The organism is Bacillota bacterium, assembly GCA_012839765.1.
Classification (GTDB): domain Bacteria; phylum Bacillota; class Limnochordia; order DUMW01; family DUMW01; genus DUMW01.
In genome coordinates, this window is the sequence record DUMW01000017.1 from 17799 (window position 1) to 41892 (window position 24094).

19 protein-coding genes and 1 other annotated feature are annotated in these 24094 nt (G+C 53.4%); of the genes, 2 read left to right on the forward strand and 17 right to left on the reverse strand.

Annotated features, from left to right (window positions below; genetic code table 11):
• Positions 1–3: 3 nt before the first annotated feature.
• The 15 genes from GXX57_01730 to GXX57_01800 form a co-directional block, all read right to left on the reverse strand.
• Positions 4–3225: a tetratricopeptide repeat protein gene (locus GXX57_01730; GenBank protein HHV43375.1), complete on the reverse strand. Its 3222-nt coding sequence runs from the start codon at positions 3223–3225 to the stop codon at positions 4–6.
• A 69-nt stretch (positions 3226–3294) separates the two neighbouring features.
• Positions 3295–4476, reverse strand: a complete 1182-nt coding sequence (locus tag GXX57_01735) for a hypothetical protein (protein HHV43376.1) — start codon at positions 4474–4476, stop codon at positions 3295–3297.
• Between the two features lie 228 nt (positions 4477–4704).
• Positions 4705–5886, reverse strand: a complete 1182-nt coding sequence (locus GXX57_01740; GenBank protein HHV43377.1) for a hypothetical protein — start codon at positions 5884–5886, stop codon at positions 4705–4707.
• An 18-nt stretch (positions 5887–5904) separates the two neighbouring features.
• Complete coding sequence (locus GXX57_01745; GenBank protein ID HHV43378.1) at positions 5905–7626, reverse strand: ABC transporter ATP-binding protein; 1722 nt, start codon at positions 7624–7626, stop codon at positions 5905–5907.
• Between the two features lie 4 nt (positions 7627–7630).
• A complete protein-coding gene (locus tag GXX57_01750; GenBank protein HHV43379.1) occupies positions 7631–8872 on the reverse strand; it encodes a hypothetical protein in 1242 nt (413 codons plus the stop codon).
• Positions 8865–10022 carry a lipid-A-disaccharide synthase gene (lpxB, locus tag GXX57_01755; GenBank protein ID HHV43380.1) on the reverse strand — a complete coding sequence of 386 codons (1158 nt, stop codon included), beginning with the start codon at positions 10020–10022 and terminating at the stop codon, positions 8865–8867. The genes GXX57_01750 and lpxB overlap by 8 nt, the downstream gene beginning before the upstream one ends.
• Complete coding sequence (locus GXX57_01760; GenBank protein ID HHV43381.1) at positions 10019–10858, reverse strand: LpxI family protein; 840 nt, start codon at positions 10856–10858, stop codon at positions 10019–10021. Before GXX57_01760 ends, lpxB begins: the two co-directional genes overlap by 4 nt.
• Positions 10859–10873: 15 nt before the next feature.
• Complete coding sequence (gene lpxA, locus GXX57_01765; protein HHV43382.1) at positions 10874–11683, reverse strand: acyl-ACP--UDP-N-acetylglucosamine O-acyltransferase; 810 nt, start codon at positions 11681–11683, stop codon at positions 10874–10876.
• A gap of 28 nt (positions 11684–11711) precedes the next feature.
• Positions 11712–12134 (reverse strand): 3-hydroxyacyl-ACP dehydratase FabZ, encoded by a 423-nt coding sequence (gene fabZ / locus GXX57_01770; GenBank protein ID HHV43383.1) that lies wholly within the window; start codon positions 12132–12134, stop codon positions 11712–11714.
• Positions 12135–12165: 31 nt separating this feature from the next.
• A complete protein-coding gene (gene lpxC, locus GXX57_01775) occupies positions 12166–13005 on the reverse strand; it encodes a UDP-3-O-[3-hydroxymyristoyl] N-acetylglucosamine deacetylase (protein HHV43384.1) in 840 nt (279 codons plus the stop codon).
• A 119-nt stretch (positions 13006–13124) separates the two neighbouring features.
• Positions 13125–13856 carry an amino acid ABC transporter ATP-binding protein gene (locus GXX57_01780; GenBank protein ID HHV43385.1) on the reverse strand — a complete coding sequence of 244 codons (732 nt, stop codon included), beginning with the start codon at positions 13854–13856 and terminating at the stop codon, positions 13125–13127.
• Positions 13857–13874: 18 nt separating this feature from the next.
• Entirely contained in the window at positions 13875–15968 is a 2094-nt protein-coding gene (locus tag GXX57_01785) for a hypothetical protein (protein HHV43386.1), read from the reverse strand.
• 113 nt (positions 15969–16081) lie between these two features.
• Positions 16082–16711 (reverse strand): LPS export ABC transporter periplasmic protein LptC, encoded by a 630-nt coding sequence (locus tag GXX57_01790; GenBank protein ID HHV43387.1) that lies wholly within the window; start codon positions 16709–16711, stop codon positions 16082–16084.
• A gap of 50 nt (positions 16712–16761) precedes the next feature.
• Positions 16762–17427 (reverse strand): LPS export ABC transporter periplasmic protein LptC, encoded by a 666-nt coding sequence (lptC, locus tag GXX57_01795; protein HHV43388.1) that lies wholly within the window; start codon positions 17425–17427, stop codon positions 16762–16764.
• A gap of 12 nt (positions 17428–17439) precedes the next feature.
• Positions 17440–19593 (reverse strand): LPS-assembly protein LptD, encoded by a 2154-nt coding sequence (locus tag GXX57_01800; protein ID HHV43389.1) that lies wholly within the window; start codon positions 19591–19593, stop codon positions 17440–17442.
• 340 nt (positions 19594–19933) lie between these two features.
• On the opposite strand from GXX57_01800, the gene GXX57_01805 reads away from it, so the two are divergent.
• Together GXX57_01805 and trxA are read left to right on the forward strand one after the other, a co-directional pair.
• Positions 19934–20212 (forward strand): metal-sensitive transcriptional regulator, encoded by a 279-nt coding sequence (locus GXX57_01805; GenBank protein ID HHV43390.1) that lies wholly within the window; start codon positions 19934–19936, stop codon positions 20210–20212.
• Positions 20213–20222: 10 nt separating this feature from the next.
• Positions 20223–20561, forward strand: coding sequence for a thioredoxin (gene trxA / locus GXX57_01810; protein ID HHV43391.1), 339 nt, complete (start codon positions 20223–20225; stop codon positions 20559–20561).
• Positions 20562–20589: 28 nt separating this feature from the next.
• Here trxA and GXX57_01815 read toward each other — a convergent pair whose 3' ends face one another.
• Both GXX57_01815 and GXX57_01820 read right to left on the reverse strand, forming a co-directional pair.
• Positions 20590–22248: an AMP-binding protein gene (locus tag GXX57_01815; GenBank protein HHV43392.1), complete on the reverse strand. Its 1659-nt coding sequence runs from the start codon at positions 22246–22248 to the stop codon at positions 20590–20592.
• A 64-nt stretch (positions 22249–22312) separates the two neighbouring features.
• Positions 22313–22530: a binding site (T-box leader), on the reverse strand.
• 209 nt (positions 22531–22739) lie between these two features.
• On the reverse strand, positions 22740–23828 hold the full coding sequence (locus GXX57_01820) for a DUF4965 domain-containing protein (protein HHV43393.1): 1089 nt from the start codon (positions 23826–23828) through the stop codon (positions 22740–22742).
• Positions 23829–24094 lie beyond the last annotated feature (266 nt).

Below are 24094 nucleotides of genomic sequence, written 5' to 3' on the forward strand. Positions count from 1 at the left end.
TCATCAGGGATGATCTCTATCGATTGGCTTTCCGGTAATGAGACTCATGAAGGCTTCCAGCAAAGCGGTGGCCGCCTGGTTCCACTCTTCCACGGTGAAGTCCGGGATCTGCTTGATGGCATCAGGCAGAATCTCCGTACGCACACTGTTCCAGAGTGCCATGGCCTCAGCCGCCAACTGGTTCACATCATCCCGTTCCTCCATGGCCCGCTGCAGAATGAGCAGCGTACCCACCGGATCCTTCAGGAAGGTCTCCAGGAAGGCCTGCTCCTCTTCATCAAGGGCTTTCCAATCCCAATCACGACGGTTCACATCAAACTTCCAACCGAACTCCGCCAGAACCTCATCAAAGGCCGTGGCAACACCCACCAGCTCCAACTGCTCCGCACGGGCCCGGAACTCTTCAAGGGCAATCTCGACGGCTCCAGGCATCTTCTTTATCTGATCGCTCACCTTGATGATATGACGGGCCGCACCAATCAACAGCTGGGCCTGCTCCAGTTCAAGATCCATACGGATGTAGTCGGAAAGCTCAGCTACCAAGCTCACAGCCACAGCAGAATTCAAGACCTTAGTTTCCTCGGTGATATCCTTCAAAGCGGTCATCGTCCGATCCATTATCTTCTGCAGACGACCACCCATTGAATCTTCGCCCACCCACAGGGTCTTGAAGATCGCCTCATTCACCGCTTCAGCGGCGGCCTTGAAGTCTGCATCAGTGCTAGCAAGCTTCAATAGCTCATCATACATCTTAAACTGCATTTCCCTCAGCAGCGGGATGATGTTCGCCGCATTCAGATCCTGCTCCAAGAGCTCATCGATGCAAGCGTACACCACTTCTTTCGCAGCCGCAGAGGAAATGCCCACCTTCAACAGCTCATCATAGAACTCGGTTTCCGCCACTTCATAGGCCGCCAGCATCTCATCGATGCTCTCGGACAAAGCACCCATGAAGACTTCACCAATATCCCGCACCAGCTGCTCTTCCAGACCCAGATCCGGATAGGCCACCAAAACATCCGCCAAGGTCCGGAAGCATTCCGCAATGTAGGACTGAATCTCAGCATCGTCGTCACCATCGATGACCAGCTTCAAGCCATCCAAGTATGCGCTGATTCCCGCTTCAATGTCATCATTGAGCAGATACGCACCGGCCAGAAGCTGGTAGCTGCCCAAGGTATCCTTGAACAACTCAGCTGCCCACTGCGCCACTGTCAACGCTGACTGTAGATCCCCAGCGGTGGTCACACAATAGTAGTATGCTTCGGAGTAGTCTTCGAAGGTGGCGTCCGCATCAGCCTCAAGCCAGCGCAACAAGTACTCCACTGCCACCGCGGGCTTATCTACGCCCTTGGCCGCTTCCGCCACTAGACGCCACAGACCCGCATCCTGTTTATCCTCCGGAATCAGGGTCAAAGCTTCATTTAGATCCGCATAGGCGTCTTCATACCTGGCTGCAGCAAGCTCCACGGCTGCCCGCTCTACGTAGGCGAAACCAAGGGCCTCGCCATACTGCGCATCAAGCCCATAGGCCTTTGTCAAGTAACCGATCTTCTCATCAAGATCACTGGTACCCTTGGCAAGCTCGAAGTAACATTCGGCTTGGGCCTTCGCATAAGTAGCCGCATTGCTCGGATCATCTTCCGCCGCAGCTTTATACTTCTCAATTGCGGCTTCATAGTTTCCAGACTCGAACAGGTCAGCAGCCCAAGCGGCATACACCTTCCCGCGGGCTACCTTATACTCAGTATTATCCACCAGGTCAAGGGCCGCACTATAGGCATTCACGGCCTGCTCGTAGGCACCGTCAGCAAAATGCAGCACACCTAACTTGGCGTACACCCCGGCCTTCTGGGCGTTATATGCCCCAATTCCCGCAGGATGTATATCAATGGCCCCATCAAGTTTGGCCAAAGCTTCCTGTAAAGATGCCAGTGTATTCTCGTTCTCCAACTCAGCTGCCCAGTCGGCATAGAGGCTACCCACTTCTGACCTGTTTTCGTCCAACAGGCTAGGATCCAGATCAAAGGCCCGGAAGTACAGACTCAAAGCCTCGGCATAGTCACCTTGTTCCCTAGCCAATCTGGCAGCTTCAAGCAGCTCCTCGGCCTCATCTGGTTCTGTAGGCTCCTCTTCGTCCTCTTCATCTTCGTCGCTAGGAATCGGCGGTTGGGGCAATACCAGGTCGGCAATGGCATCCACAGAATCGCCCGCACCTAAAGCATCACCCAATTGATTGAGGGCTGTGCTGATTTGCTCTACAGATTCACCTTCCCGCAGGACTCCAGATACAATGGAAAGGGTCCTGTTGACCTCTGCTCCGGTCAATCCAAGTTCTGTCGCGTTCTGGAAAATCCGTTGTACGCCGGAAAGCAACTGCTCCAGCTCTGTTCCACCACTGGACTGGGCAATGGCACCCTGAAGAGCGGACATAAGATTCTCCAGGGCTGCGTCGGAAACACCCAAATCGGCACCACTAGACAACAGCCCAGCAATAGTGGCGCTATGACTCTGCAACTCATCGATGCTTCCAGATTTGAGAGCAGCCTGATACAAAGCCTGGGTGGTTGCGTTGAGCACTCGCTGGTCCACACCTAACGCTTCTACCTGGGTCAAAATCTCCTGAACTCCAGCGATGGACTGGACCAACTGATTACTGTCGCCCAAGGCGGCCGCTCTTTCCACCAATCCCAGGACATTCAGCATGTTTTCCTCTGAGTAGCCGCCTTCAGCCATATGGGCTACCATGGTACCCAAACTGCTGGCCACGGTTCCCATGTCCTGGGCAGACTGTGCGTTAACACCGGCCTGGCCAAGAACCGACGATACCTGCACTATAACATTCGCACTTAGATCCTGATCAATAAGCTCCTTAATCAGTATCTCGACATCTTGATTCCTACCGCGTTGACTGGCAGCGATCAAGTTTGCCGCGATCCGACCGGCAACTCCTGCAGAATAGCCGTTCTCCAGAGCCGCCGACACAATGTCCGTGATTACTCCTTGGGGTACATTGGGTTGCTCCACATCACCCAAGACTGCTTCAAGGGTGCTCACAACACTTTGCCATAGCCCCAATTCCCCGAAGTAGCCTAGTCCGAGCTGCTCCACCTCAGACTGCACCTGAGCCCACTGGGCACTGGAAAGTCCCTGAGCACTCAGGGTGGAGCAAGAAAGACTCAATAACACAACAATAACACCAACGATTAGTCCACTTCTCCTCAACTTTAGGTCCCCTCCTTAGAGTCACATCGTCAGAATCCGTTATATATGAAACCTAAACTGTAACAACCGTTAGAAACGATAGTTGATGCTTAAACCACCGCCCCACGAATTACGATAAAAGTCTGAACTTGATAAACTCAGGTCGAGCTCCATGGACCCAATTTTCTTGCCGACCCCTAAACCCAATACCATCCCTTCCAGATCAGAAATACCTATTTTAACTCTCCCCGTTGTCCCCGGCGAGAGAATTCGTTCCATTCCTAGTCTAATCTCCACCTTGGCATTCTTTTGCAGTTTCCGAACAAACTCTGTGTAAACCGCTCCACTTTGACCGGCCCGAGCCACATAGGAAATTCGGAGCGTCGGAACGAAGACCTCGACAAACTCACTATCCTGAACAGTCTCTCCTTCCCTTTGACGAATACCGGTCCACTCCATTCGAGTATACAAGTCATCAATGGCGAGGCCAACATCCGATTCCCCGGTCCCGTGATAGAAGAAGGCCACATCGAGACCGAGTCCTTGACCCGATATGTTCTCATGGACATAGTCCACCAAATCGTGCAGCCCCATGAAGTACCTACTACCTTTAAGTCCTTTCAGCCTGGCCCCTAAGGTTACCCGTTGGTCGGAAAACTCCACCGAACGGGCCACGGCAAAGGTATCTAGATCAATAAATCCAATACTGATGTCCAAGCCACGCATATTGATGACTGATTCTTGCTGTTTTACATACGACACATTCCACTGTTCTGCACCGGAGAAGGCAGTCACCCCATTCAAATAATAACGAAACGGCATGGAAATCAAGAGTTTCGCCAGGGTCAATTCATATTTATCCAAAAACGCGTCCAAGTCTATGGATTGGGTCGTCTGCAAATCGGAAAGCATGACCAACAATTCCGAAGCCACTTCAAAGTTGGTGACCCTGGCCGAAAGACCCGTGGTCAACACCGGCTGAATCGCTATGTTTTCCTGCCGCAGTCTCTGTCTGGGGGGTGGAGGGATGATATTTATCTCCCGGATTTCACCCGTCCGGGGATCCCGAATCTGTTGGGAAATGCGAATAATAGGTCGTGGGGTTTCGTTCAGAGTAAGGGAAGCCGCAGACCATAGGGCTCCACCGGCATTACCAGGGAAACCCCAGGAGTCCCCTTCAAGACTCCACCCTCCGGGTCCAAAACTGGCATATGAAGAATCCACAATAAGGGCCACAAACATGATGAAAGCTACCACAAAAGTCTTCCGCATACCTGCCACTCCGTCCATATCATTACGAACAGCAAAACGTGTTACAGGTATTGTTCGTCACCGGCCCTAATTTTACCTTCTTTACCAAGATTCTTTAGCCATTTTCAGTGCGAAAACGAGCACCCAGTCAGTTTAGTATCTTAATTTATGAAAAGCTCAGAATTTCCTTCTTTCCTTCATCTCGTTTCGATTACAATTATCCTAAAACCTTGTTTCTACTCCATACTGTTAGGTGAGAATCTCTCTTATGTATTGACCGATGACCGCAGCACCACCCGGGCTGCCCATCCGTTCTTTACCTACCGTAGCCATTCTGTTGTAAAGCACGGGGTCACTTAGGATTATCTGGACATGCTCGGCCACAATCCTAGGCGCGGGAGCCACCAAACAGACCGCTTCACCCAGAAGCTTCTTCTGTGCCTTGGCAAACCTCTCCGTAAACTGGACCCCGCGGCCGGGAAAAGTGATCACCGGTTTGCCTAAACCAGCAGCCTGTTCGTTTGCGGTACCAGCCAGACCGATAACCAAATCACAACTTTTTAGCAGCCCAGCAAAACATCCCTTTAACACGGGGATCTCCACTCGGTTTTTCACTATTATCTTGCCTTCGATTCCTTGGGACTTCTCTCGAGGACTGGGTTCCTCAAAAGCACAGGCAGGGCCATATCGTTGCAAATCTATTGTCCGTTTTATCTCACCGAAGGATAGTCCCGGTGCCAATGGTACAGCAAACTCACAGGTCCTCTCCTCAACGATTATACTCACGCAATCTAAAAGATCCCCAAGGTTCAAGTAGGCGTCATCACGGCTTCCGGGCAAAAGACAGATTAATGGATCGGAAGATTTCTTGGGATAAACCGAATGGTCCTGCATCAAGATATCCATCATCAAGTTCCCGGCGAAGTCCGCGGCAACCCCGTTATTCACCATCGCTTCGGCCGTTGCTTTGTCCCGGGCAAAAACCTTCTGGCAATACTTGCGCATCAACCAATATTCCACAGGAAAATGACCATTGATATATTCACTTTTTGCGGTAGCAAGAAAGATCATCGGTCGCTTTACAAACAAACCGGCAAGCAGCAGGGGATAGACATCTCCAACACATACCACCAAACTGATCGCCTTGTGCATTTCCCGCAAGGTTCGGATCTGACTTCGCAGCAGGGACAGTAGTCCCGCCCTAAGATCCTGCCAAAGCTGCCGGGGCCCCAGGCGGGTAAACCCCCCGGAGGGGAGAACCATCCTTGGTTCCAGTACCGGGATACCTTCCTTAATGTATTCCTCTCCTAGCCCCACCAAAGGAAGGGCGCAAATCTGATCTTTTAGATCGCCGAGTTCGCGAATCAAAGCTACAGCAATCCCGTCCTCACCATGACCGTTACTGAGAAACAGAATCTGCCTATGCTCCATCGACGATTTCTCCATGGCCTACCCCGCAAACTGCGTACTGTACAGCCGCTGATACAACCCCATCCTACGCATCAGCTCTGTATGGGAGCCCTGTTCCACAATCCTACCCGCATCCAGCACGAGGATCTTAGTGGCATTGATAATCGTAGACAGGCGATGGGCAATTACAAAGGTAGTACGCCCCTCCATCAAACGTCCCAGGGCCTCTTGTACCAGGTATTCCGATTCAGCGTCCAATGCCGAGGTAGCTTCATCAAGGATCAGGATATGGGGCTGTTTGAGTAAAGCCCGGGCGATGGCAATTCGCTGCCTTTGTCCCCCCGATAGGCAGACTCCCCGTTCGCCCACATAGGTGTCGTATCCATCGGGAAAACTAGTGATGAAGCTGTGGGCATTGGCGGCTTTGGCCGCCTCCTGGATCTCCCGCCAAGTGGCATCGGGTTTGCCGTAGGCAATGTTTTCCGCAATGGTTCCGGAAAAGAGGACCGTATCCTGGGGAACAATTCCCACTTGACACCGCAACCAGCGCAGACTCAAGGTGCGCAAATCATGGCCATCCAATCGAATGGCACCGCTGGTTGGATCATAAAACCGCGGAATCAGGTTCACTAAGGTGGTCTTTCCGGCCCCACTAGGACCGACCAGTGCGGTCACATCACCGGGAGACACCGACAGATTCACCTTTTTTAACACCGGTTCATCATCATGATAGCTAAAGCAAACCTGTTCGAATTCTACGTTCCCCTTCACCTTCGAAAGGATAACGGGATCCTTCGGCTCCATGATGGTGATTGGCGTATCCAAAACCTCAAAGATCCTGCTTGCAGCACCAAGACTCTGCTGAAACAGGTTGTTAGTTCGTAACAGTACGTTCACCGGCCCCGAAGCCATCGCGATATAACTCAGGAAGGCCACCAGTTCACCGGGTGAAAGCCGGCCTTGCAGCACCTCCCGGGCTCCGTACCAAATGAGGAGCAACAGGCCACTTACCATCATGAGTTCCACAATGGGAACCACGCTGGCCATCAACCGCACCGCTTTCATGGTGGCTTGAAAACTCTGCTCATTACCCCGCTGAAAGCGCTCCTTCTCTGCCTCTTCCATAGCAAAACCCTTGACCACTTTGATTCCACTCAAAGTCTCCTGGGCCAACCCACCGATATCTGCGACTCTGTCCTGAACCGCCCGGGAATACTGACGGATCCGCTTGCTGTATGCGCTAACCGCCACAGCAATCAAAGGAAGGATCGCTAAGGTCAACAGGAACAAGCGCCAATTGATATATATGGCCAGCACAAATACCCCTAGAACCATCGCGGCATTGTGCAGGAAATCCCCAATACCCACACTGAGCGCGTTCTGCACCATGGCGGTATCATTGATTACCCGACTAATCAGTTCACCGCTGCGATGCTTCTCGTGATAGGCCAAAGGTAAATCCTGCAGTTTATTGTACACTTGTTGTCGTAGATCCACCGTAGCCCGGTGACCACAATAGGAAAACATCCAGTATTGCAGGTAGAAAAACACGCCCATGATGAGGTAAATCCCCATTCCCACCAACATAACGCGACTCAATAGACCCAGATCCTGCTGTAGAATCAACACCTGGTCCACCAGCTGGGTACCGACAACCAAAGGAAGCAAAGACTTTGCTGCCACCGAGACCAGGCTGGTAATAGCCCCTAAAAGCAAACATGGCCAGTAAGGTCTTACATAGCTAAACAGTCGCCGGCCCATCGACTCATCCCCTTAGTCCAAATTGCTCGATCAACAACTCCACCATCACAGAAGCAGTATCCTGGGTGGGAGCAAGCTCCGCCAACTGCTTCCGTATACTCTCCAAGCGCTGAGGGGCCTCTAGGAGAGCCCGGAGACAACATACCACATCTGCAGCCTGAAAGCTACCTTTATACTCAGGCATGATCTCCCGTCCCACCCATTGGTTGGGTAAGGCCACATAGGGATGGGTTCTGAGGTAAGTCTCAACAGCCCGCCGCTTCAATACAGGTCCTAACCGCGGTATCCGGCCAACCCACTGAATCAAGCCGGGCAGGGGAATGATCTCCGGCCGATGCAACGGCACCAACACCACAGTAGGTACATGGAGATACCCCAACTCCGCCGTGTTGGTTCCCGGGATGGTTACCGCCAGTGTACTTCCCTTCATCAGCTCATACCGGGCACCCCAGACCGCGGTCACCCGGTGGCCTTGGACTGTCTTCAGGACTACCACCTTGTTTCCCGCTACACCTTCCCACCGCTCCACGCAGGTTGCAGTTATACCACCAAGGATGGAAGAAGGCTTTGACGCGGCGTTCACCAGTTGCTCTTCCTCCACAAAGGGGGACATAATCATTAGTTGGTGCTGCACCAGTGCTTGCCCCAAAAGCTGAGCCATTTCCAGAAAAAAGGGAACCAAATGACAAATCTGCCAGGGACGGCTGCCCGGAAAGAAGCTAAGCACCGTCTCACCAGGCTGCACACCTAGATCCACGGCCACCTCTTCCGCACGACCCTTCACCGCGGAGGCCATCAGGTTCCCCACGAAATGGACGTTACTTTTGCCCCGGGTCCGAAGCTCCTCTGCTACCGGCGGATAGGCCGCAAAGTACTGTTGAAAGTTTAAAGCCCCTGCCACCCGCTCCACGTAGGCCGCTGCAGGATAGCCCAAACGTCTGGCCAGACGTCCGGCAAAGGCCGGATCACCCCCAAGAAAGAGCACAAGTCCACGGTCGCCCCAGTCAGGCCGTCTCCTGCGAAACAAAAGCCCAAAGGCATCCTCCGGACCGATCACTTCGGTAACCTGCTCCATCTTGCGAATCACGTCAACTTCAGCCCCACTGGCAAAGGGGCAGGGGGGAACCACCACCACAATCCGGCTAGAAGGCAGCCGTTGTCCCAGCTGGACCACCACCGGTGCCAACCAGGCAGCCACCTCACCGGGACTATTGACGGTAATAACAACGGTAGGACGCTTAGCCACGGGGATCGACACCCCGTTCCGCCGCCAGTTTCAACACCAGGGCCGCACAACGCGCCACAGCCCCAGGAGGACCAAGGGTCACTTTAACCTGGGCAAGGGCCTTACGCTGCTCTTCCCGGGCTTCGCCCTGCAACAAGGGCATTGCGGCCCTGACCACGGTTTCGGGGGTGAATTCATCTTGGATCAATTCGGGGACAATCTCCCTACCGGCAATCACGTTAGGTAGGGCCACGTGGGGCACCTTTACCAACAACTTGGCGATCCGATAGGTGGTCTTGGAAAGTCGATACACGGTAACCATGGGAACCTCTAGCAAGGCCGCCTCCAAGGTGGCGGTACCACAGGCCACAATGACCAGATCCGCCACCGCCAACACATCATATTGGTAACCGTGGACCAGACGCAGATTGAGTCCTTCTCCCCGTTGGGCAATGACTTCCCTGATCAGCTCATCATCAATGCCGGCCGCCACCGGAACCAAGTACTGCACCGGTCGCTGTACCTGTTCCTGAATCAGCCGGCCCGCTTCTAACATAGTGGGAAGGTGGGCCTTAATCTCTTGCCGCCGGCTACCGGGCATCAAGGCAATTTTCATCGCCTCGGGAACAATATTCAAGAAACGATGGATCTCCACTTCGTCCATGGAAGGCTGCACCGTATCCAACAGGGGATGACCGAGGTAGATGACCTCGGCGCCGGCCCGGCGATAAATATCCGCTTCAAAGGGAAACACCGCGGCCACCATATCGACCAGCTTCCCTAGCTTCTTGGCCCGACCCCTGCGCCACGCCCAAACCGACGGGCTGAAGTAATACAAGCTGGGAACCCCCAGGCCCTTGGCCACTTTGGCCAACCGCATGTTGAACTCGGGAAAATCAATGAACACCACCGCATCGGGGCGCTGGAGCCTCAATATGTGGGCAGCCTGCTTTAACAGGCGAAGCAAATACCGGACATGCTGAAAGACCTCCACAAAACCGATCAGACTGACGGCAGTGGGATCTGCGATAAGTCTCACACCGGCCTCGGCCATTAGGGGACCACCGAGGCCGAAAAGCTCCACCGCGGGATTCTGCTCCAAAATGGCCTTGGCCAACCGGGCACCATGCAGATCACCCGACGGCTCGCCAGCCACTAACATGATCTTCATAGGTTCGCTACAGTGCCACCTTCCTCAGATATACAGATAATGGATATGTCCGCCTTGCGGGCAATGGCCAGGCTTTCCTCCTGGTCCAGCCACAGGATGCCGGAGGAAAAGGCCAACGCGGTAAGTCTGGCCGCAGACATCAAAGCAAAGGTCTCCGGACCAATGCAGGGGATGTCAAAGCGGGGATCCTGCTTTGGACGCTTCAATTTCACCATGATCCCGCCCCCACCGGTCAGTTCCGCCGCCCGGCGAATAGTGGCATCGGTGTGCTCCATGGCCTCCACCGCCACCACTGCGGTATCTTTTACAATAACCGTTTGCCCTACATCCAGTTCCGTCAGGGACCTGGCCACCCGCAGCCCAATCTGGATATCCTGTTCTTCCCGAACCGTGGGTCGACGGGCCCATTGACCTGGCCCACAGGCTAAAGTCCCCACCAGATCCGTCTGTGGGCCCACGATAAAACCTTCACGTTCCAAATCCCTGAGGAGACCACGGAAGATCTCCATATCACTATAGTTGGGCAGGGAAGCCAGTAGCCTAGCCAACCTTGCATCGGGACGCTGGCCGCCAGTAAACAGAAGTTCCTTTTTTACTTCACCTAGAAAATATATGTTCTGTACCGAGTGTTGGTGTAGGATTTCCACAATCCGGCCCCATTGGAAGGGACTTAACTCGTACAACTGGTCCGTAAAAGGGGCAAACCGATGTCCATTACCGGTAAGATCAATCACAGTCAACGGGTAACCGGACCGGGAAGCGAAAGACGCACCTATTTCCGGTAGTTTGCCGGTTCCGGCGATCAGGGCAAGGGAGCCCTGTAGGCCTGTAATCACCGCATATCCTCCCTCTTACCCGCAGATACCCCGCTGGCTGCTGCGGAGAAACCTCAGCAGATGATCAATCTCAGGAACGCCAGAAAGCTCCTGCTCCATCTGTTCAATGGCCTGGGAAACATTTAAGTTCGAGCGATAGAGGATCTTGAAGGCGTGTTTGATCTGGGCCCGCACTTCCGGGGCCACTCCATTCCGGCGCAATCCCACGATGTTAACTCCGTACACCTTGGCAGGGTTACCATCCACCATGAAGAAGGGAGGCACGTCCATATTCACCATACTATGGGCCCCCAACATGGCCATTTTGCCAATCTTGGTAAACTGGTGCACCCCGGATAACCCACCGATCACAGCATGGTCTTCAATGGTCACATGTCCCCCGATACCGGAGCCATGGGAGATCACAACATTGTTGCCAATCTGGCAATCGTGGGCTACGTGAACATAGGACATGATCAGGTTGTTGTTGCCAAGGCGCGTTTCACCGCCCCCATCCTTAGTCCCGATACTGATGGTGGCATACTCCCGAATGATATTCCCATCACCAATGAAAAGATAACACTTCTCACCCTTGTACTTCAGGTCCTGGGGTTCATTACCGATCACTGCGCCGGTGTAGATCCGATTGTTGGCCCCAATTCGTGTCCAACCTTCCACCACCGCATGGGGGCCAATGATGGTGTTGTCACCAATCTCCACATTATCACCAATGACAGCATAGGGACCAATTTGCACGTTCTTCCCTAAAACCGCCTTGGGAGAAACTATGGCTGTGGGATGAATCTTGCGGTGAATGTGTACTACATTACCACTCTTCGATTGTATAGCCTGTTCTTCCACGTTCTCGCCACCTTTATGCTTCAGACGCAATCATGAACAACAATTCCGCCTCCGCGGCCAACTGCTCGTCCACGAAGGCCTTGCCTTGAATTCTCGCCACCTGTCGACGGCGTTGGATCACTTCTACTTCTAAGATCACCTGATCTCCGGGCCTTACCACCCGACGGAACTTCGCCTTGTCCACTCCGGCAAAAAGCGGCACCACATTGGTATCGTCAGGCAACACCACAACCCCTGCGGCTTGGGCCATTGCCTCAAGGAGCAACACCCCCGGCATGATAGGATTATTGGGATAATGACCCTGGAAGAAGGCTTCGTTTATGGTCACATTCTTCAGGGCCTTAGCCCGTTGGCCCGGCTGGAGTTCCAAAATCCTGTCCACCAACAAAAAGGGATACCGATGGGGCAACTTTTCCATGATCTCCCGTATATCCATCAACAATATTCCTCCCGTCTACGGGTCTTGGCTAATCCTCTGCCAAACGCAGATACTTGCGCATCTTGCGGGCTAAGGCATTGTTCATCCTGTGCCCGGACTTGATGGCGATAATGTGGGCGGAGATCTGTCCCAAAAGACTCAGGTCGCCAATAATGTCCAACACCTTGTGGCGCACGATTTCATCCCGGAACCGCAGTTCATTCAAGTACCGGTCTTCGCCCACCACCACCGCTACGTCAAGGTTACCTCCCAGGGCAAGCTCCGCCTCGCGCATCCGGGAGATCTCCTGGATGAACCCCACGGTCCGCGCCGGGGCAATTTCCGAGGCAAAGGTATCCTTGTCCAAGGTGTACTCAATAAACTGATTACCCACCACGGGGTGATCGGATACAAAGGAATAGCTGATCTTCAGCTCCGGATGGGGCAAGGCCACCAGATGGGCGTCCCCCTGGGAAACCCAACAGGGTTGCTCCAACAGGTATCTCCGACCGGGTTCATTATAAACGATCGTGCCCGCCGATTCAATTAACTGGCAGAAGCAGGCTGCCGACCCGTCGGCGATGGGGATCTCCGGACCAATAACCTCCACTTGCGCATTATGGATGCCAGACCCGTGGAGGGCCGCCAAAATGTGCTCCACAGTCTTCACTTTGACCTCCCCGTTACCGATGGTGGTACAGCGATTGGTCTCCGTTACATTCTCCACGGTCATAGGGATGCAGGGTTTCCCGGGCAAATCCAGCCGACATAATATATATCCGGTATTTGGTTCTGCTGGTTTAATCTTCACCGTTGTGGATTGGCCAGTGTGAATCCCTATGCCCGTATAGGTAACTTCTCTGCCAATCGTCGTCTGTAGGGAGGACATCAATATTGTCGCCTTTCTATTCCAACTCTATCAGTTCAACAACACATTTGATCATAGTACCTGACCAACGATTTCATATAAGCAATTTCGCCACTACCCAACTAATTCCTGCTTATCATTTAGGAAACCAGCAAACCCTTGTATTTCCGGCCAATTTCCGACTGGGGGTTTTCAAAAATCTGTTCCGGAGTGCCGATTTCCACCACCCGTCCACGGTCCATCAGGACGATACGATCCGCCACCCGGCGGGCAAAGGATACCTCATGGGTCACGATGATCATGGTGGTCTTGCTGGTGGCAATCAGTTCTTCCATCACATCTAAGACTTCCCTTACCAAGATGGGATCCAATGAAGCGGTGGGTTCATCCCAGAGCATCAGCTCCGGCTCCAAAACCAAAGCCCGGGCGATCCCTACCCGCTGCTGTTGTCCACCACTGAGTTCCGCTGGCTTTTGCTGCCAATACTCGTCCATCCCCACCCTACTTAAGGCATGCATCGCCCGATCCCGGGCAACCTTGGGATCCACACCGTCCATGATTAACCCGAACATGACATTTTCCAACACATTAAGACGGCCAATCAGGTTGAAGCCTTGGAACACGTAGCCAATGCGTTTTCGTAGGGTCAAAAGCTCCCTACGGTTCATGTCCAGCACCGATTGATCCTGAAGCAGGATGCGACCGTGATCCGGCTCCACCAATCGGTTAATGCACCGCACCGAGGTGGACTTGCCGCAACCACTAGGGCCCATAATAACCACCGTCTCCCCTTCCTCCACATCCAGCATGAAACCATTAAGCGCGGTGACCTTCCCGTAACGCTTAATCAAGTCGATCATCCGTAAAAACATGACACCATCCCCCTCCCTTCAGCATTGCTGACGGCGTCTGTTCAGAGTTTGCACAATCCCCGGCCGACCCGCGGGAATAACCACTTCCCGCATAATCTGGGCATAGGTCAGACCCAGGGCCTCCGCCGCCAGGAGTTCTTCCTGGTTCACAGGACTGATCCGCTCCGCAAGCAGTGCAATGGTGGTACCGAGCAGGGCACCAATCCCCAGCACCCAATAGGCGTTGAGGTAAGGTACATTTCCACCGCTGAGCCAGTAGATGGCACTCAGTAGGCAAGCACCCAATAATGCCCCAAAAACCACCACGGGGAACATGGTCTTGATCCTGCGATGTTTCCCTTGACAAGTGTTAAGCAAAAGCCGCCGGCTGGCACTAAGCAAAGTGGCATGGTCCAAGAGAAAGACCAGAGCCACAAAGACGATACTGAGTAGCCCGGCAATGATCCCCCGCACTTCACTGAGCACATTGAAAAGCACCGAAAGGGCACTGGGCATGATGACCCCCACCGGTAAAGAATAAAGATCGATGTGCTCAAAGCCCTCAACTTCCGCCAAGGCTTGCTCCAACACAGACAGGGCAATGTCCCCATCTAGTAAGAACTCGATCTTACTACCGGGGATCACCTCGCCGCCCAGGTACTGATCGATTAACTCCACCGATTGCCCGATGTCTTCATCGGACAACTGGGGCAAGCTGTCCTTCACAAATTGGATCTGCTCCACAATCTGTTCCAGATCGATGGTAGAAATGGCATCGATCCGGGTGGAGATGCTCTCCAGAGTATCCTGCAGGGCTGCCACATCCAGGTCCTTGAAGGAGCCCACCGGGTCATCACCAGCCCCCAGGGCATCCTTAAAGAGGTTGTTTAACAGTAAAGTCAAAAGCAGTTCTGTACCCTGGGGTGCACCGCTAGGACTCTGGCTCAACTGGGCAAGCTGTTGCTGCAGCTGACCCAACTCCACCAAGGCCCGCTGGAAGGTCTCCAAGGTCTGCTCCGCGTTGGTCACCGCGGCATCCGCGTCCTTAGCCAAACCCTCCAGTTCCTGCAGCAGTTCCACACTGTTGTCTATGGTTTGGGCCAGACGGTACCTTTCGTTGCTGATGGTCACCGTCCCCACCTGTTCACCCACTTGGTCCTTGCCCGAAAGACGGTGGATCGGTCTGTTTTCTAAGGAAGTATCCAGGGTGGAAGCATCGCCAGACACGATAAGCCCGGTGGCGGTCCTTTCCCCCACTTGAAGGACCTCAATCACCAAATCCCCGGCCTTGGCGTCGGTGACGACAAGCCGCTCCCCTGGTCGCACTGCAACAGACTCCGACAGGCTAATATCCACCTTTGAAGCATAGGTCAACAGAAAGCCCTTCATCTCATGCAACACCTTACGAAAGGCCTGGACACTTTGTTCGTCTTCTCCGGAGGAAATATTCTTGAGGACCTCAGGCCGCAACTTGGTGGCAATCTGCCTTTCAAGCTCTGCGGACAAAGAAGCAATGTCCTGGGGATCCGTATCCAAGGGTAAGCGGAACTCCACCAATTGATAGGACTCTAGCATCTTGTTGATCTCCGCCCGCAGACGGCCACTGGTGTCGGCTGCCTCCAAAAGAACGTAGATATCGGAGCCTCTGTTGAAGACACAGCGTACATTGTCTAGGGAATTAATCCGGCCAATGAGTTCCTGCCGAACCCCCTGCTGCACCCCGCTGATTACGATGGAGGGCTCCGCGACAATGCTTACCCCGGAGAAACCAGAGACCCCGGAAAAATATGATGATAAATTCTGAAAACTCTCTGCGGTATAAAGGGCGTCGGGCAGACGGAGGAAGAGGTTCATCTTGCCCGCGATGGTGATCCCTTCCTTCCACTGGGCGCCGGGCAGACTATCCCGCAGAATCCGTTCAAATTCGGGAATTGCCGCCTCCTTGGCTTCCTGCCGGATATGTATCACGGCATCGTACTGTCCCATCTCACCCACCAAGTTGGCAGCGGTATCGCCAAAGTAGGTATCCACAGCCCATGCTCCCCCAAAAGCAAGCAAAGATCCCACGAGCACGGTAACAATGAAAATAGTGATTAGATCTTTGGCAAAACCATCAGAAAGTATGGTGAGCATATGGCTCCCTCCCCAGGGTGTGGCTAATACAGCTGCTAATACTTCTCATTTAGCATTTGCATTATACCATAGCCCGGGAGGGAGCAGGACATGTAAATAGGACTACATCTGCCTTAAAGTGTCAAATCCAAACGGCCGGGGCCAGTACCCACCACGGTCTCATTATCCAGATCGATGGTGAAACTGTTGCCCCACCAGGTACCCTGTTCGGTAATCAACCGCGCATTGCCGCTGAGGGTAACCACACCTTCTTCTTCCAAGTAGGTGACCCGGTCAGCCCGTCCTTCTTGATCTTGGTTGTAGAAGAACACATCATCCTGGGCCACGATCCTGTCCTCGGCCGCGAAGTACTCCAGGTAACCGGCCTTCAGCTCCACCCGGATCTCGCCACTGTCCGCCTTCCGTTGCACCAGGTGCACATTACCGGTGATTATGTACCGCTCCTCGTCAAAGAGGGCTTCCACTTGCTCCGCAGTAATGGTGTTTTCCCCTTGAATCACCTGCACGGCACCGGTAATGATAGCCCGCCGTTCCTTGCCATAGTATTCCACCCTGGTGGCGTTAATCTCTACATCATCCAGGGTAATGCGCACATAGCCCGCCGAAGGAGCAATGAACCAGATGTCTTCCTTAAGATCACCGGTTACCGAAGGATCATCCTCCGGTGCATCAATGACTTCAATGGTTACCCGCTTCCCCTCGTCGGCCTGGGCATAGCCAGCGCAGAACGCAATCAGCAACAATACCACTAGAATTCTACTTACAGTCCTCCCCATCATTACCCCCCCAAGTTCTAGGCGTCTAGTTGCTCCTTCCGATCTAGCTCCAGCTCCAGACGCACATTACCAAATAATTCTACTGCCTTCCCCTCGGAGTCATAGACCACGTGATCAGCTGTAATCCGCTGTTTCTCTCCTTGGGTGATTTCCACTTGTCCACTAATGGACATCTGTTTCTTGGCCAGATCCCCCTCCATCCTCTCTGCATGTAATTCCTTTTCCCCAATGTAGGCCACCACGGGCCCCGTGGAGACAAAGGTCTCCTGCCTGGAGTTATATCTGAGCCCCTCGATCAAGAAACGCTCCTCATCAGTGGTAATCTCCACCTCACCCAACAGGTGGAAATCGTCAGTATTGCGATTCCAGATCCCTTCCCGACCGGTGAAGTACAAATAGGGCTCTCCTTCACGAAAGATTATACCGGAACCAATTTCCTTGATCACCGCCTCGCTTTGCCCCTCGCCCACCTGAAGGAGGGAAGCGTCCATCTCCCATTGCTTGACACCACCCCGTCGGCCAATCAACAGCACGTCCTTGAAATACATGCCGGGATCCGCGGGAAATTCACGGGAGGGCGGCTCCGGCGAAGACGCATCCTGCTCCGCACCTCGCTGGAAGAAATACACCAAGCCCACCACCAAACAAAGCCCTAACAGAAGAAGCCCAATTCCCTTGCGCATCGGATCCCCCCCTTATGGAAACAGGTTTTGCCAGCCGGCGGCATCGAACATGAATTGCTCGCCGCTAGTTCCCAGCCGGAAGCGTCCATCGGGAAAAGCATAGATGCGATACTCGGCCCAAACCATATTGTCCACCTGGTTGTACCGGAAGACCACTTCCCGGCAGTGCAGGTCTTTGCTCAAAGCCAGATCCCCCCGCTCCCATTTCCCCTCAGACCCGCTGTAAATACCGGCATAGGCCAGAGTCCAGGTGTCGCTAAGCTTGAGGTTCAGTTGGGCATCGAAGCGCTCTAGCCTCTGTTTGAGAGGATCGTAACTGACGCCCAAGCGCACTGCATAATCCTCTCCAAAACTCTTTTCAAAAAGACCGGTAACGGAGACCAAAGTACTCAGGTAAGGATTGAAGACACCGGAAACGCCCAGTTTCCATCCACCTTCCCCTTGGGCACCTTCCATCTGGAAAGAAGCGGTGATATTCTGCAATAGCCCGGTACGGAAGTTGTACCCACCGGAAAGTGACCAGTCCATCCAGTCATTATTATACACCAACTTACCGGTCAACAGCCGAGAAGGAGTAACCCGTTCAGAAGCGAAGGGGGTCTCGCCGATCCCCTGTTGTATCTGGAAAGTGGTCTGCATCCGCAGCCCGCCGAAAAGCTGCCAATCCAAAGTGGCCTTGGGATGTAGCCGGAAGTAGTAGGTATCGGCGCCATAGATACTACCACTTTGGGTACTGCTCAGATCCAGTCTCATCCCTTCGGCTAGTTGGTAGGACTTGTTCTTCAGGTTAAACTCCACGGTGGAGCGAATGGCTTCGATGCCCTGGGGTTCCTCCCGATAGCGGCCCACCTTCAGAGCAAAATCGTAAGGCCAAGAGCCCAAATGGCGGGAGACGGTAGAAAGGCTCAATTCAGGCAATTTGCTAATCGAATGCCAGGTAACGTCCTGGCCGGTCTCCAGACCGGGGTTGAAGGTCTGGGCTAGAACCAGATCAAACCGGTAATCGGAGCGGTTCCGGGACAGCTGGGCCTGGTACTCCACCCGTTTCTGGAAGGCAGTTCCTTCCTGTTTGGTAGCATACTTCCCCTGGACATTGGTGCTCCAATCCTGGCCTAACTTAGTGGACAGCCGCAGCTCGCCACCCAACTGCTCCGTAGTCTTGCTGGGCGTTTCGGTGACGCTGTAGGACATCGCAGCGCTGGCGGTGGTGTTCCCCCACTGCCCCCACAACTGCAGCTGGCTCTGCAAAACGTCCCTACTTATCCCGCTAAAGGTATAATTGATCCTCCGATCCAAGATCCCGCTCAAGGTCAAGGGACCTAAGGAAAGCTGGTGAGACAAACTGCCCCGCCACTGTCCTCCGCCCACTGGTCGGTTCTGGCGGTATTCCGTGGAGAACCTCCCCGTCTGGTTATCTCCGAGGCGATAGTCGCCGGAAAAGCCAAGGACAAATCCCGTCCTTTGGTGATACTGACCATGCACTTTACCCCACAGATTCTCATGGAGACGTACATCCCATTTTGCGCCGATGAACCAGCCACCTGCGACGGTATACCCAATCTCGGGCAGGTTCAACCGCCCTTCTTCCCTAATGGGCAGACTAAGATAGGGCCAGTAAAAAAGCGGTATCTTCCCCTCCCGGTAAACCACGTTTCGAATGACGATGCGGTCATCGGGATAAATCTCCAGCCTTTCCGCCTGCAAATGATAATGGGGTTCCTGGAGGGAACAGGTGGTAGCAGTGCCATTGGTGATCACCAGCCGTTGGGGGGCACCTTCAAAAACCTCCCCTAAAAGGTAGACTGGGGAATTGAACTTGGGCACTTCGATGGTGGCCTGGGCCGCAAAGAAGGACCATTCACCGGTGGATAGATCATAATGCAGGGCCTCTCCCTTAATCTCTCCTTCCTCCAACAAGAGAGTGGCACCACCGGCCAGTTCCAGGTGGTTGTTGGCCAGGTCCACCACCAAGCTTTCGCCCTTTAAAGTCAGGCCTTGATGTCTAATCTCCACGCCCCCCTCGGCCAGGAGCATGTCATCGCGCAAAAGGTAGTTCACTTGTCCAAAGAAGTCCACTTCCACCCGTTCAGCGGCAGCAAGTACAGGCCAAGCCACCAGAAGGGAAGCCAGAAAAAGAAATATGATCGTACTTGCACGCCTTTTCAAGTCCAATTCACACCACCAAGTAGAGGTCATTGTGTTTTTCATTTCTACAGAAAAGCCTAGATCCCTCCTGGTAGATGCCAGTAACCTGCAAGACTTCCGACCCCTCGGTTCTAGTTAAGCCATACAATTTCTTGGGCCTTTTCCTCGAGCAGACCAAAGTCGCAACATTCTTCCCGGAGGAATGATATCCCTGGGAATGGCACAATATAGGAAGAGCATGGTTCTAAGAAAGTCCCGAGGGATGCTCTTGACAAACGGAAGCTGGTAAATTATACTTTGTATATACCATACGGGGTATGGTTATCTGGGCTGAGGGGGTGGTCACCTGGGTGCTGATGTAATGGAGCAAAGGCTCCGCCCGGAATTCAAGCAGCAGATTGTCGCACGTCTGAAACGCATTGAAGGCCAGGCACGGGGAATCTGCAAGATGATCGAGGAGGATCGCAGCTGTGAAGAAGTGGCAGTACAGCTGGCGGCCCTGAAGGCCGCGATCGCCCAAGTGGGCATCACCTTTGCCTGCGATCACCTTACCGAGTGCATGGCTGCCGAACTTGCCGCGGGCAAAGAGGTTGAAGAAGTAAAAAACCGCTTTGCCAAAATCTTTAGCCAACTCACCTAGGAGGGAGCTTATGGGAAACAAAGTTTTGGAGTTAACTGAAGACATCTTTCAAGAGGAAGTCCTCGATGCAGAAGTACCGGTATTAGTGGACTTTTGGGCGCCGTGGTGTGGACCTTGCCGCATGGTCGCACCGATCATTGAACAACTGGCAGCATCCTATCCACCGGACAAGCTGAAAGTGACCAAAGTCAACGTGGATGACAACCAAGAGCTGGCCATGAAGTATAATGTAATGTCAATTCCCACCCTGGCCCTGTTCAAGGACGGCCAAGTGGTCAAACGCATGGTGGGGTTCCAACCCTTCGAGAGATTACAAGAAGAGATTGAGGAAGTCCTGGTTGATGAGTAAAAAGGAGACGCGAAGCGTCTCCTTTTTACTAAGCTGTCTCAATGCAGGTTTCCTCTTGGAGATTTAGAAGCTTGATCCCCATTTCCCTCAACTTATATTTCTGCACCTTGCCACTGGCCGTGGTGGGATATTCGGTCACAAAATGGACGTACTTGGGCACCTTATGCCGGGCCATGTTCTCCCTCACGTATTCTTGAATCTCTTCCGCAGTACAGGTTACCACGTCCTTTAGGCAAATAAAGGCCATGATCTCTTCACCGTAGGTCTGATCGGGCACCCCCACCACCTGCACGTCGCTCACCGCTGGATGGGTGTACAAGAACTCCTCGATTTCCCTGGGATAGATGTTTTCCCCGCCCCGGATGATCATGTCCTTGGCCCGGCCGGTAATCTTGAAGTACCCCTCTTCCGTCTGGATCCCCAGATCACCGGTGTACAACCAACCATCTTCGTCAATAACCTGGGCCGTAGCCTCGGGCATATTGTAGTAACCCTTCATCACGTGATAACCCCGGGTGCAAATCTCCCCCTGCACTCCCCGGGGAACCTCCTGGCGGGTCACAGGATCCACCACTTTGGCTTCGATCCCGGGCAGAACCCGTCCCACCGTAGTCAACCGCATCTCCACCGGATCCGTCGTCCTGCTTTGGGTAATACCCGGGGATGACTCGGTCTGACCGTATACACTGGTAATCTCTCGCATGCCCATCCGGGTCATCGCGGCCCGCATCACCTCCGCAGGACAATTGGAACCAGCCATAATCCCGGTCCGCAAAGAGCTTAAGTCGTATTGGTCGAAATCCGGTTGGGAAAGAACCGCAATGAACATGGTGGGCACACCGTGCAGCGCAGTACACCGTTCCTGGGAAACCGCCTCCAAAACCCATTTCGGTCGGAAATACTCCAAGGGAACCATGGTGGTGCCATGGGTGATGGATGCCATGATGGCCAACACAATCCCGAAACAGTGGAAGAAGGGCACCGGGATACACAACCGATCTTCGTGGGTGAAGTCCATGCAATCCCCGATAGCCTTTCCGTTGTTCAAGATATTGTAATGGGTAAGCTGTACACCCTTGGGAAAGCCGGTGGTACCCGAGGTATACTGGATATTGACCACTTCATGGGGATCAGTGGAAGCCGCCCGGGCCCGGAACTCCTCCTCCGAAACCTGCGAAGCCCAATTCATAAGATCATTCCAGTGAAACATGCCCTTTGGCGCAGGCTCCGTCCCTATGTAGACGACCCGCTTCAGCCGCTTCAGCCGTTCCGATCTCAGCATCCCAGGCTCACTTTCCCGCAGCTCCGGCACCAACCGGTACAGGGTCTTGACATAATCCACGTCTTTGAAGCCATCCATGAGGAAAAAGGTCTCGGTATCGGACTGTTTTAGCAGATACTCCAGTTCAAAGCCCTTGTAATTGGTGTTGACGGTGACCAAAACGGCACCGATCTTGACGGTGGCAAAAAGCAGCAACAGCCACTCCAGCTTATTGGTGGCCCAGATGGCCACATGCTCCCCCTTGCGCACACCCAAGGCCATCAGGCCCCGCGCCGCTTGGTTACACATTTCATTAAACTCTTTATAAGTCAGACGAATTCCCTCGATGGGGTAGACCACCGCTTCGTTGTCAGGGTATTTTTGTGCAATCTCCTCCAAAAAGGCCCCAATGGTCTTGTTGATCATTTCCATGATATCACTCCGTTATCAGCGTCGTGTTCGTCGGCAACAAAAAAGCCTTTCATCTCCGACAAGAGACGAAAGGCATGCTTCCGCGGTACCACTCTTCTTAGCCAACCGGAGGTTGGCTCCCTTGATTCCATAACGGCGGACCCCGGCCACTGCTACGGCTACTGCTTTCACAGTGACGACTCCAGGACGAGTTCACTGCCGATTGGGCCATTTTCCACCAACCAATGGCTCTCTAGACCAACCCGGACAGCTAATACTTCCCTTCATTGTCTTTCGCGTAATCGCATTTAGTGTTAAGTGTACAAGAAGAACCGGCCGATGTCAAGGGTTCAAACCCCCTGATCAGTGTAAAAGAAGGGAAAGACCCCCACTGCCCGAGCAGTGAAGGTCTCCCGTATTCTTGCCGGAAACCTAGATTCAGGTTTACCGACCCCAAGGCTCCATCGAAACCGCCTAAAGAAAGGCCATCAGTCTTTCGGTGGCTGTTAAAGTGGACTCACCCAATCGGGTAAAAGACCATGGGGATCCCTGAGCTCTCCGTTTTCCACCATGGGACATATGCCCTTATCCCAGTCGGCATAAAGCAGCACGGGAACCTTGACCTTGGAGTGGAGGGGCTGCAGGCCCAGTCTTCTCCCCGGGACATCAATGAATAGGCCCGCCATGGCATCGTAATAGCCGAAAATGGCCACACCCCGGGGATAGGTCATCAAGTTGTTACCGTTGAAGCTTTCGAAGAATAGATGGGGCCCTTGGGTGTTAGTAACCACCTGGAACTCCCAATAACGCTCACACAGGTGGGAAAAGTCCAAGCCACGATAGAAGGCGGTGATGTCCCGGGCAACGTTCATAGAGATCCATCCCCGCTTATTCCCCATGATATTGCCACCTTCTCCCGCTGCATCCTCTTGCGCTGAAAAATAGTCACTGTGGCAGCAGCCGTATTTCACCAAGCAACGCTCCAAAGCCACCTGCAGATCCTGGCAAATCTTCCTGTGATCTAGACCAAGGGAAGCTCCCACCATATCCAACAGTACCAGCCCATTGGTAGTGTAGATGTGGGCAGCATCCCAGCCCGGCAAGGGCCCGGGAATAAACTCCTGGGACCAGGCGTCGTACACTCCTTCGTAGGCTGGATCCAACACAGTAACAAAGTGATCGTCTTTCCAGCCTTGTTCATGCAGCCGTTGTAAGATCTTTCGCGCCCGCAGGAAATACTTAGCCAGCTGGTCGGATTCCACTAGCCCCTCCAACATCTCGCAGCTGGCCCAAAAGGCGGCCAAAGTCTTTACCGCCAGATAAACCTGTTCCTTTCCAAACTGCAACGCCGGAGAAGCATCGTCGATGGTATTGGACATACCCTCATCGGGAACACCGTTGCCCGTGGTGTCGCTGAGCTCCAAGAATCTCAAGGCTTTTACGATGGTGTCCTTGTGCTTGACAATGAGGGACTTATCACCGGTCCGTTTCCAGTAGGCGTAGCTCATCAGGATGTAGTTGGTGTTCTCCTCCACGGGCATGTGATGATGGTACCGCATGGTATCGCAGTCGGTCACCCACCCGATGTCATGCATAAAAATGACACTGTCCTTGCCTCGTTCACCCAACACTTCTTCACCACTAACGGTGAAGTGAGGCCACATATCAAGCTCTAACCGGTATTTCGCACCCTTGCACGCAGAAGCCGTTGGATTTTTTTTGTTAGGTTCTTGCAAGGTATATCCTCTCATCATATCCTGCCAATCTGAGCAACTTCAAAATCTCAGGAGATGTATTCGTTGGCAAGTAGCGTTCCGTATGAGTCCCGTGGTGAAGGTAAACCACAGAGATATACTGGAGC

Coding starts and splice junctions, on each gene's coding strand:
- GXX57_01735 (HHV43376.1), bottom strand. CDS start 4,476: ATGCGGAAGACTTTTGTGGTAGCTTTCATCATGTTTGTGGCCCTTATT.
- GXX57_01740 (HHV43377.1), bottom strand. CDS start 5,886: ATGGAGCATAGGCAGATTCTGTTTCTCAGTAACGGTCATGGTGAGGAC.
- GXX57_01745 (HHV43378.1), bottom strand. CDS start 7,626: ATGGGCCGGCGACTGTTTAGCTATGTAAGACCTTACTGGCCATGTTTG.
- lpxB (HHV43380.1), bottom strand. CDS start 10,022: ATGAAGATCATGTTAGTGGCTGGCGAGCCGTCGGGTGATCTGCATGGT.
- fabZ (HHV43383.1), bottom strand. CDS start 12,134: ATGGATATACGGGAGATCATGGAAAAGTTGCCCCATCGGTATCCCTTT.
- lpxC (HHV43384.1), bottom strand. CDS start 13,005: ATGTCCTCCCTACAGACGACGATTGGCAGAGAAGTTACCTATACGGGC.
- GXX57_01780 (HHV43385.1), bottom strand. CDS start 13,856: ATGTTTTTACGGATGATCGACTTGATTAAGCGTTACGGGAAGGTCACC.
- GXX57_01785 (HHV43386.1), bottom strand. CDS start 15,968: ATGCTCACCATACTTTCTGATGGTTTTGCCAAAGATCTAATCACTATT.
- lptC (HHV43388.1), bottom strand. CDS start 17,427: ATGCGCAAGGGAATTGGGCTTCTTCTGTTAGGGCTTTGTTTGGTGGTG.
- GXX57_01805 (HHV43390.1), top strand. CDS start 19,934: ATGGAGCAAAGGCTCCGCCCGGAATTCAAGCAGCAGATTGTCGCACGT.
- trxA (HHV43391.1), top strand. CDS start 20,223: ATGGGAAACAAAGTTTTGGAGTTAACTGAAGACATCTTTCAAGAGGAA.
- GXX57_01815 (HHV43392.1), bottom strand. CDS start 22,248: ATGATCAACAAGACCATTGGGGCCTTTTTGGAGGAGATTGCACAAAAA.
- GXX57_01820 (HHV43393.1), bottom strand. CDS start 23,828: ATGCATGACATCGGGTGGGTGACCGACTGCGATACCATGCGGTACCAT.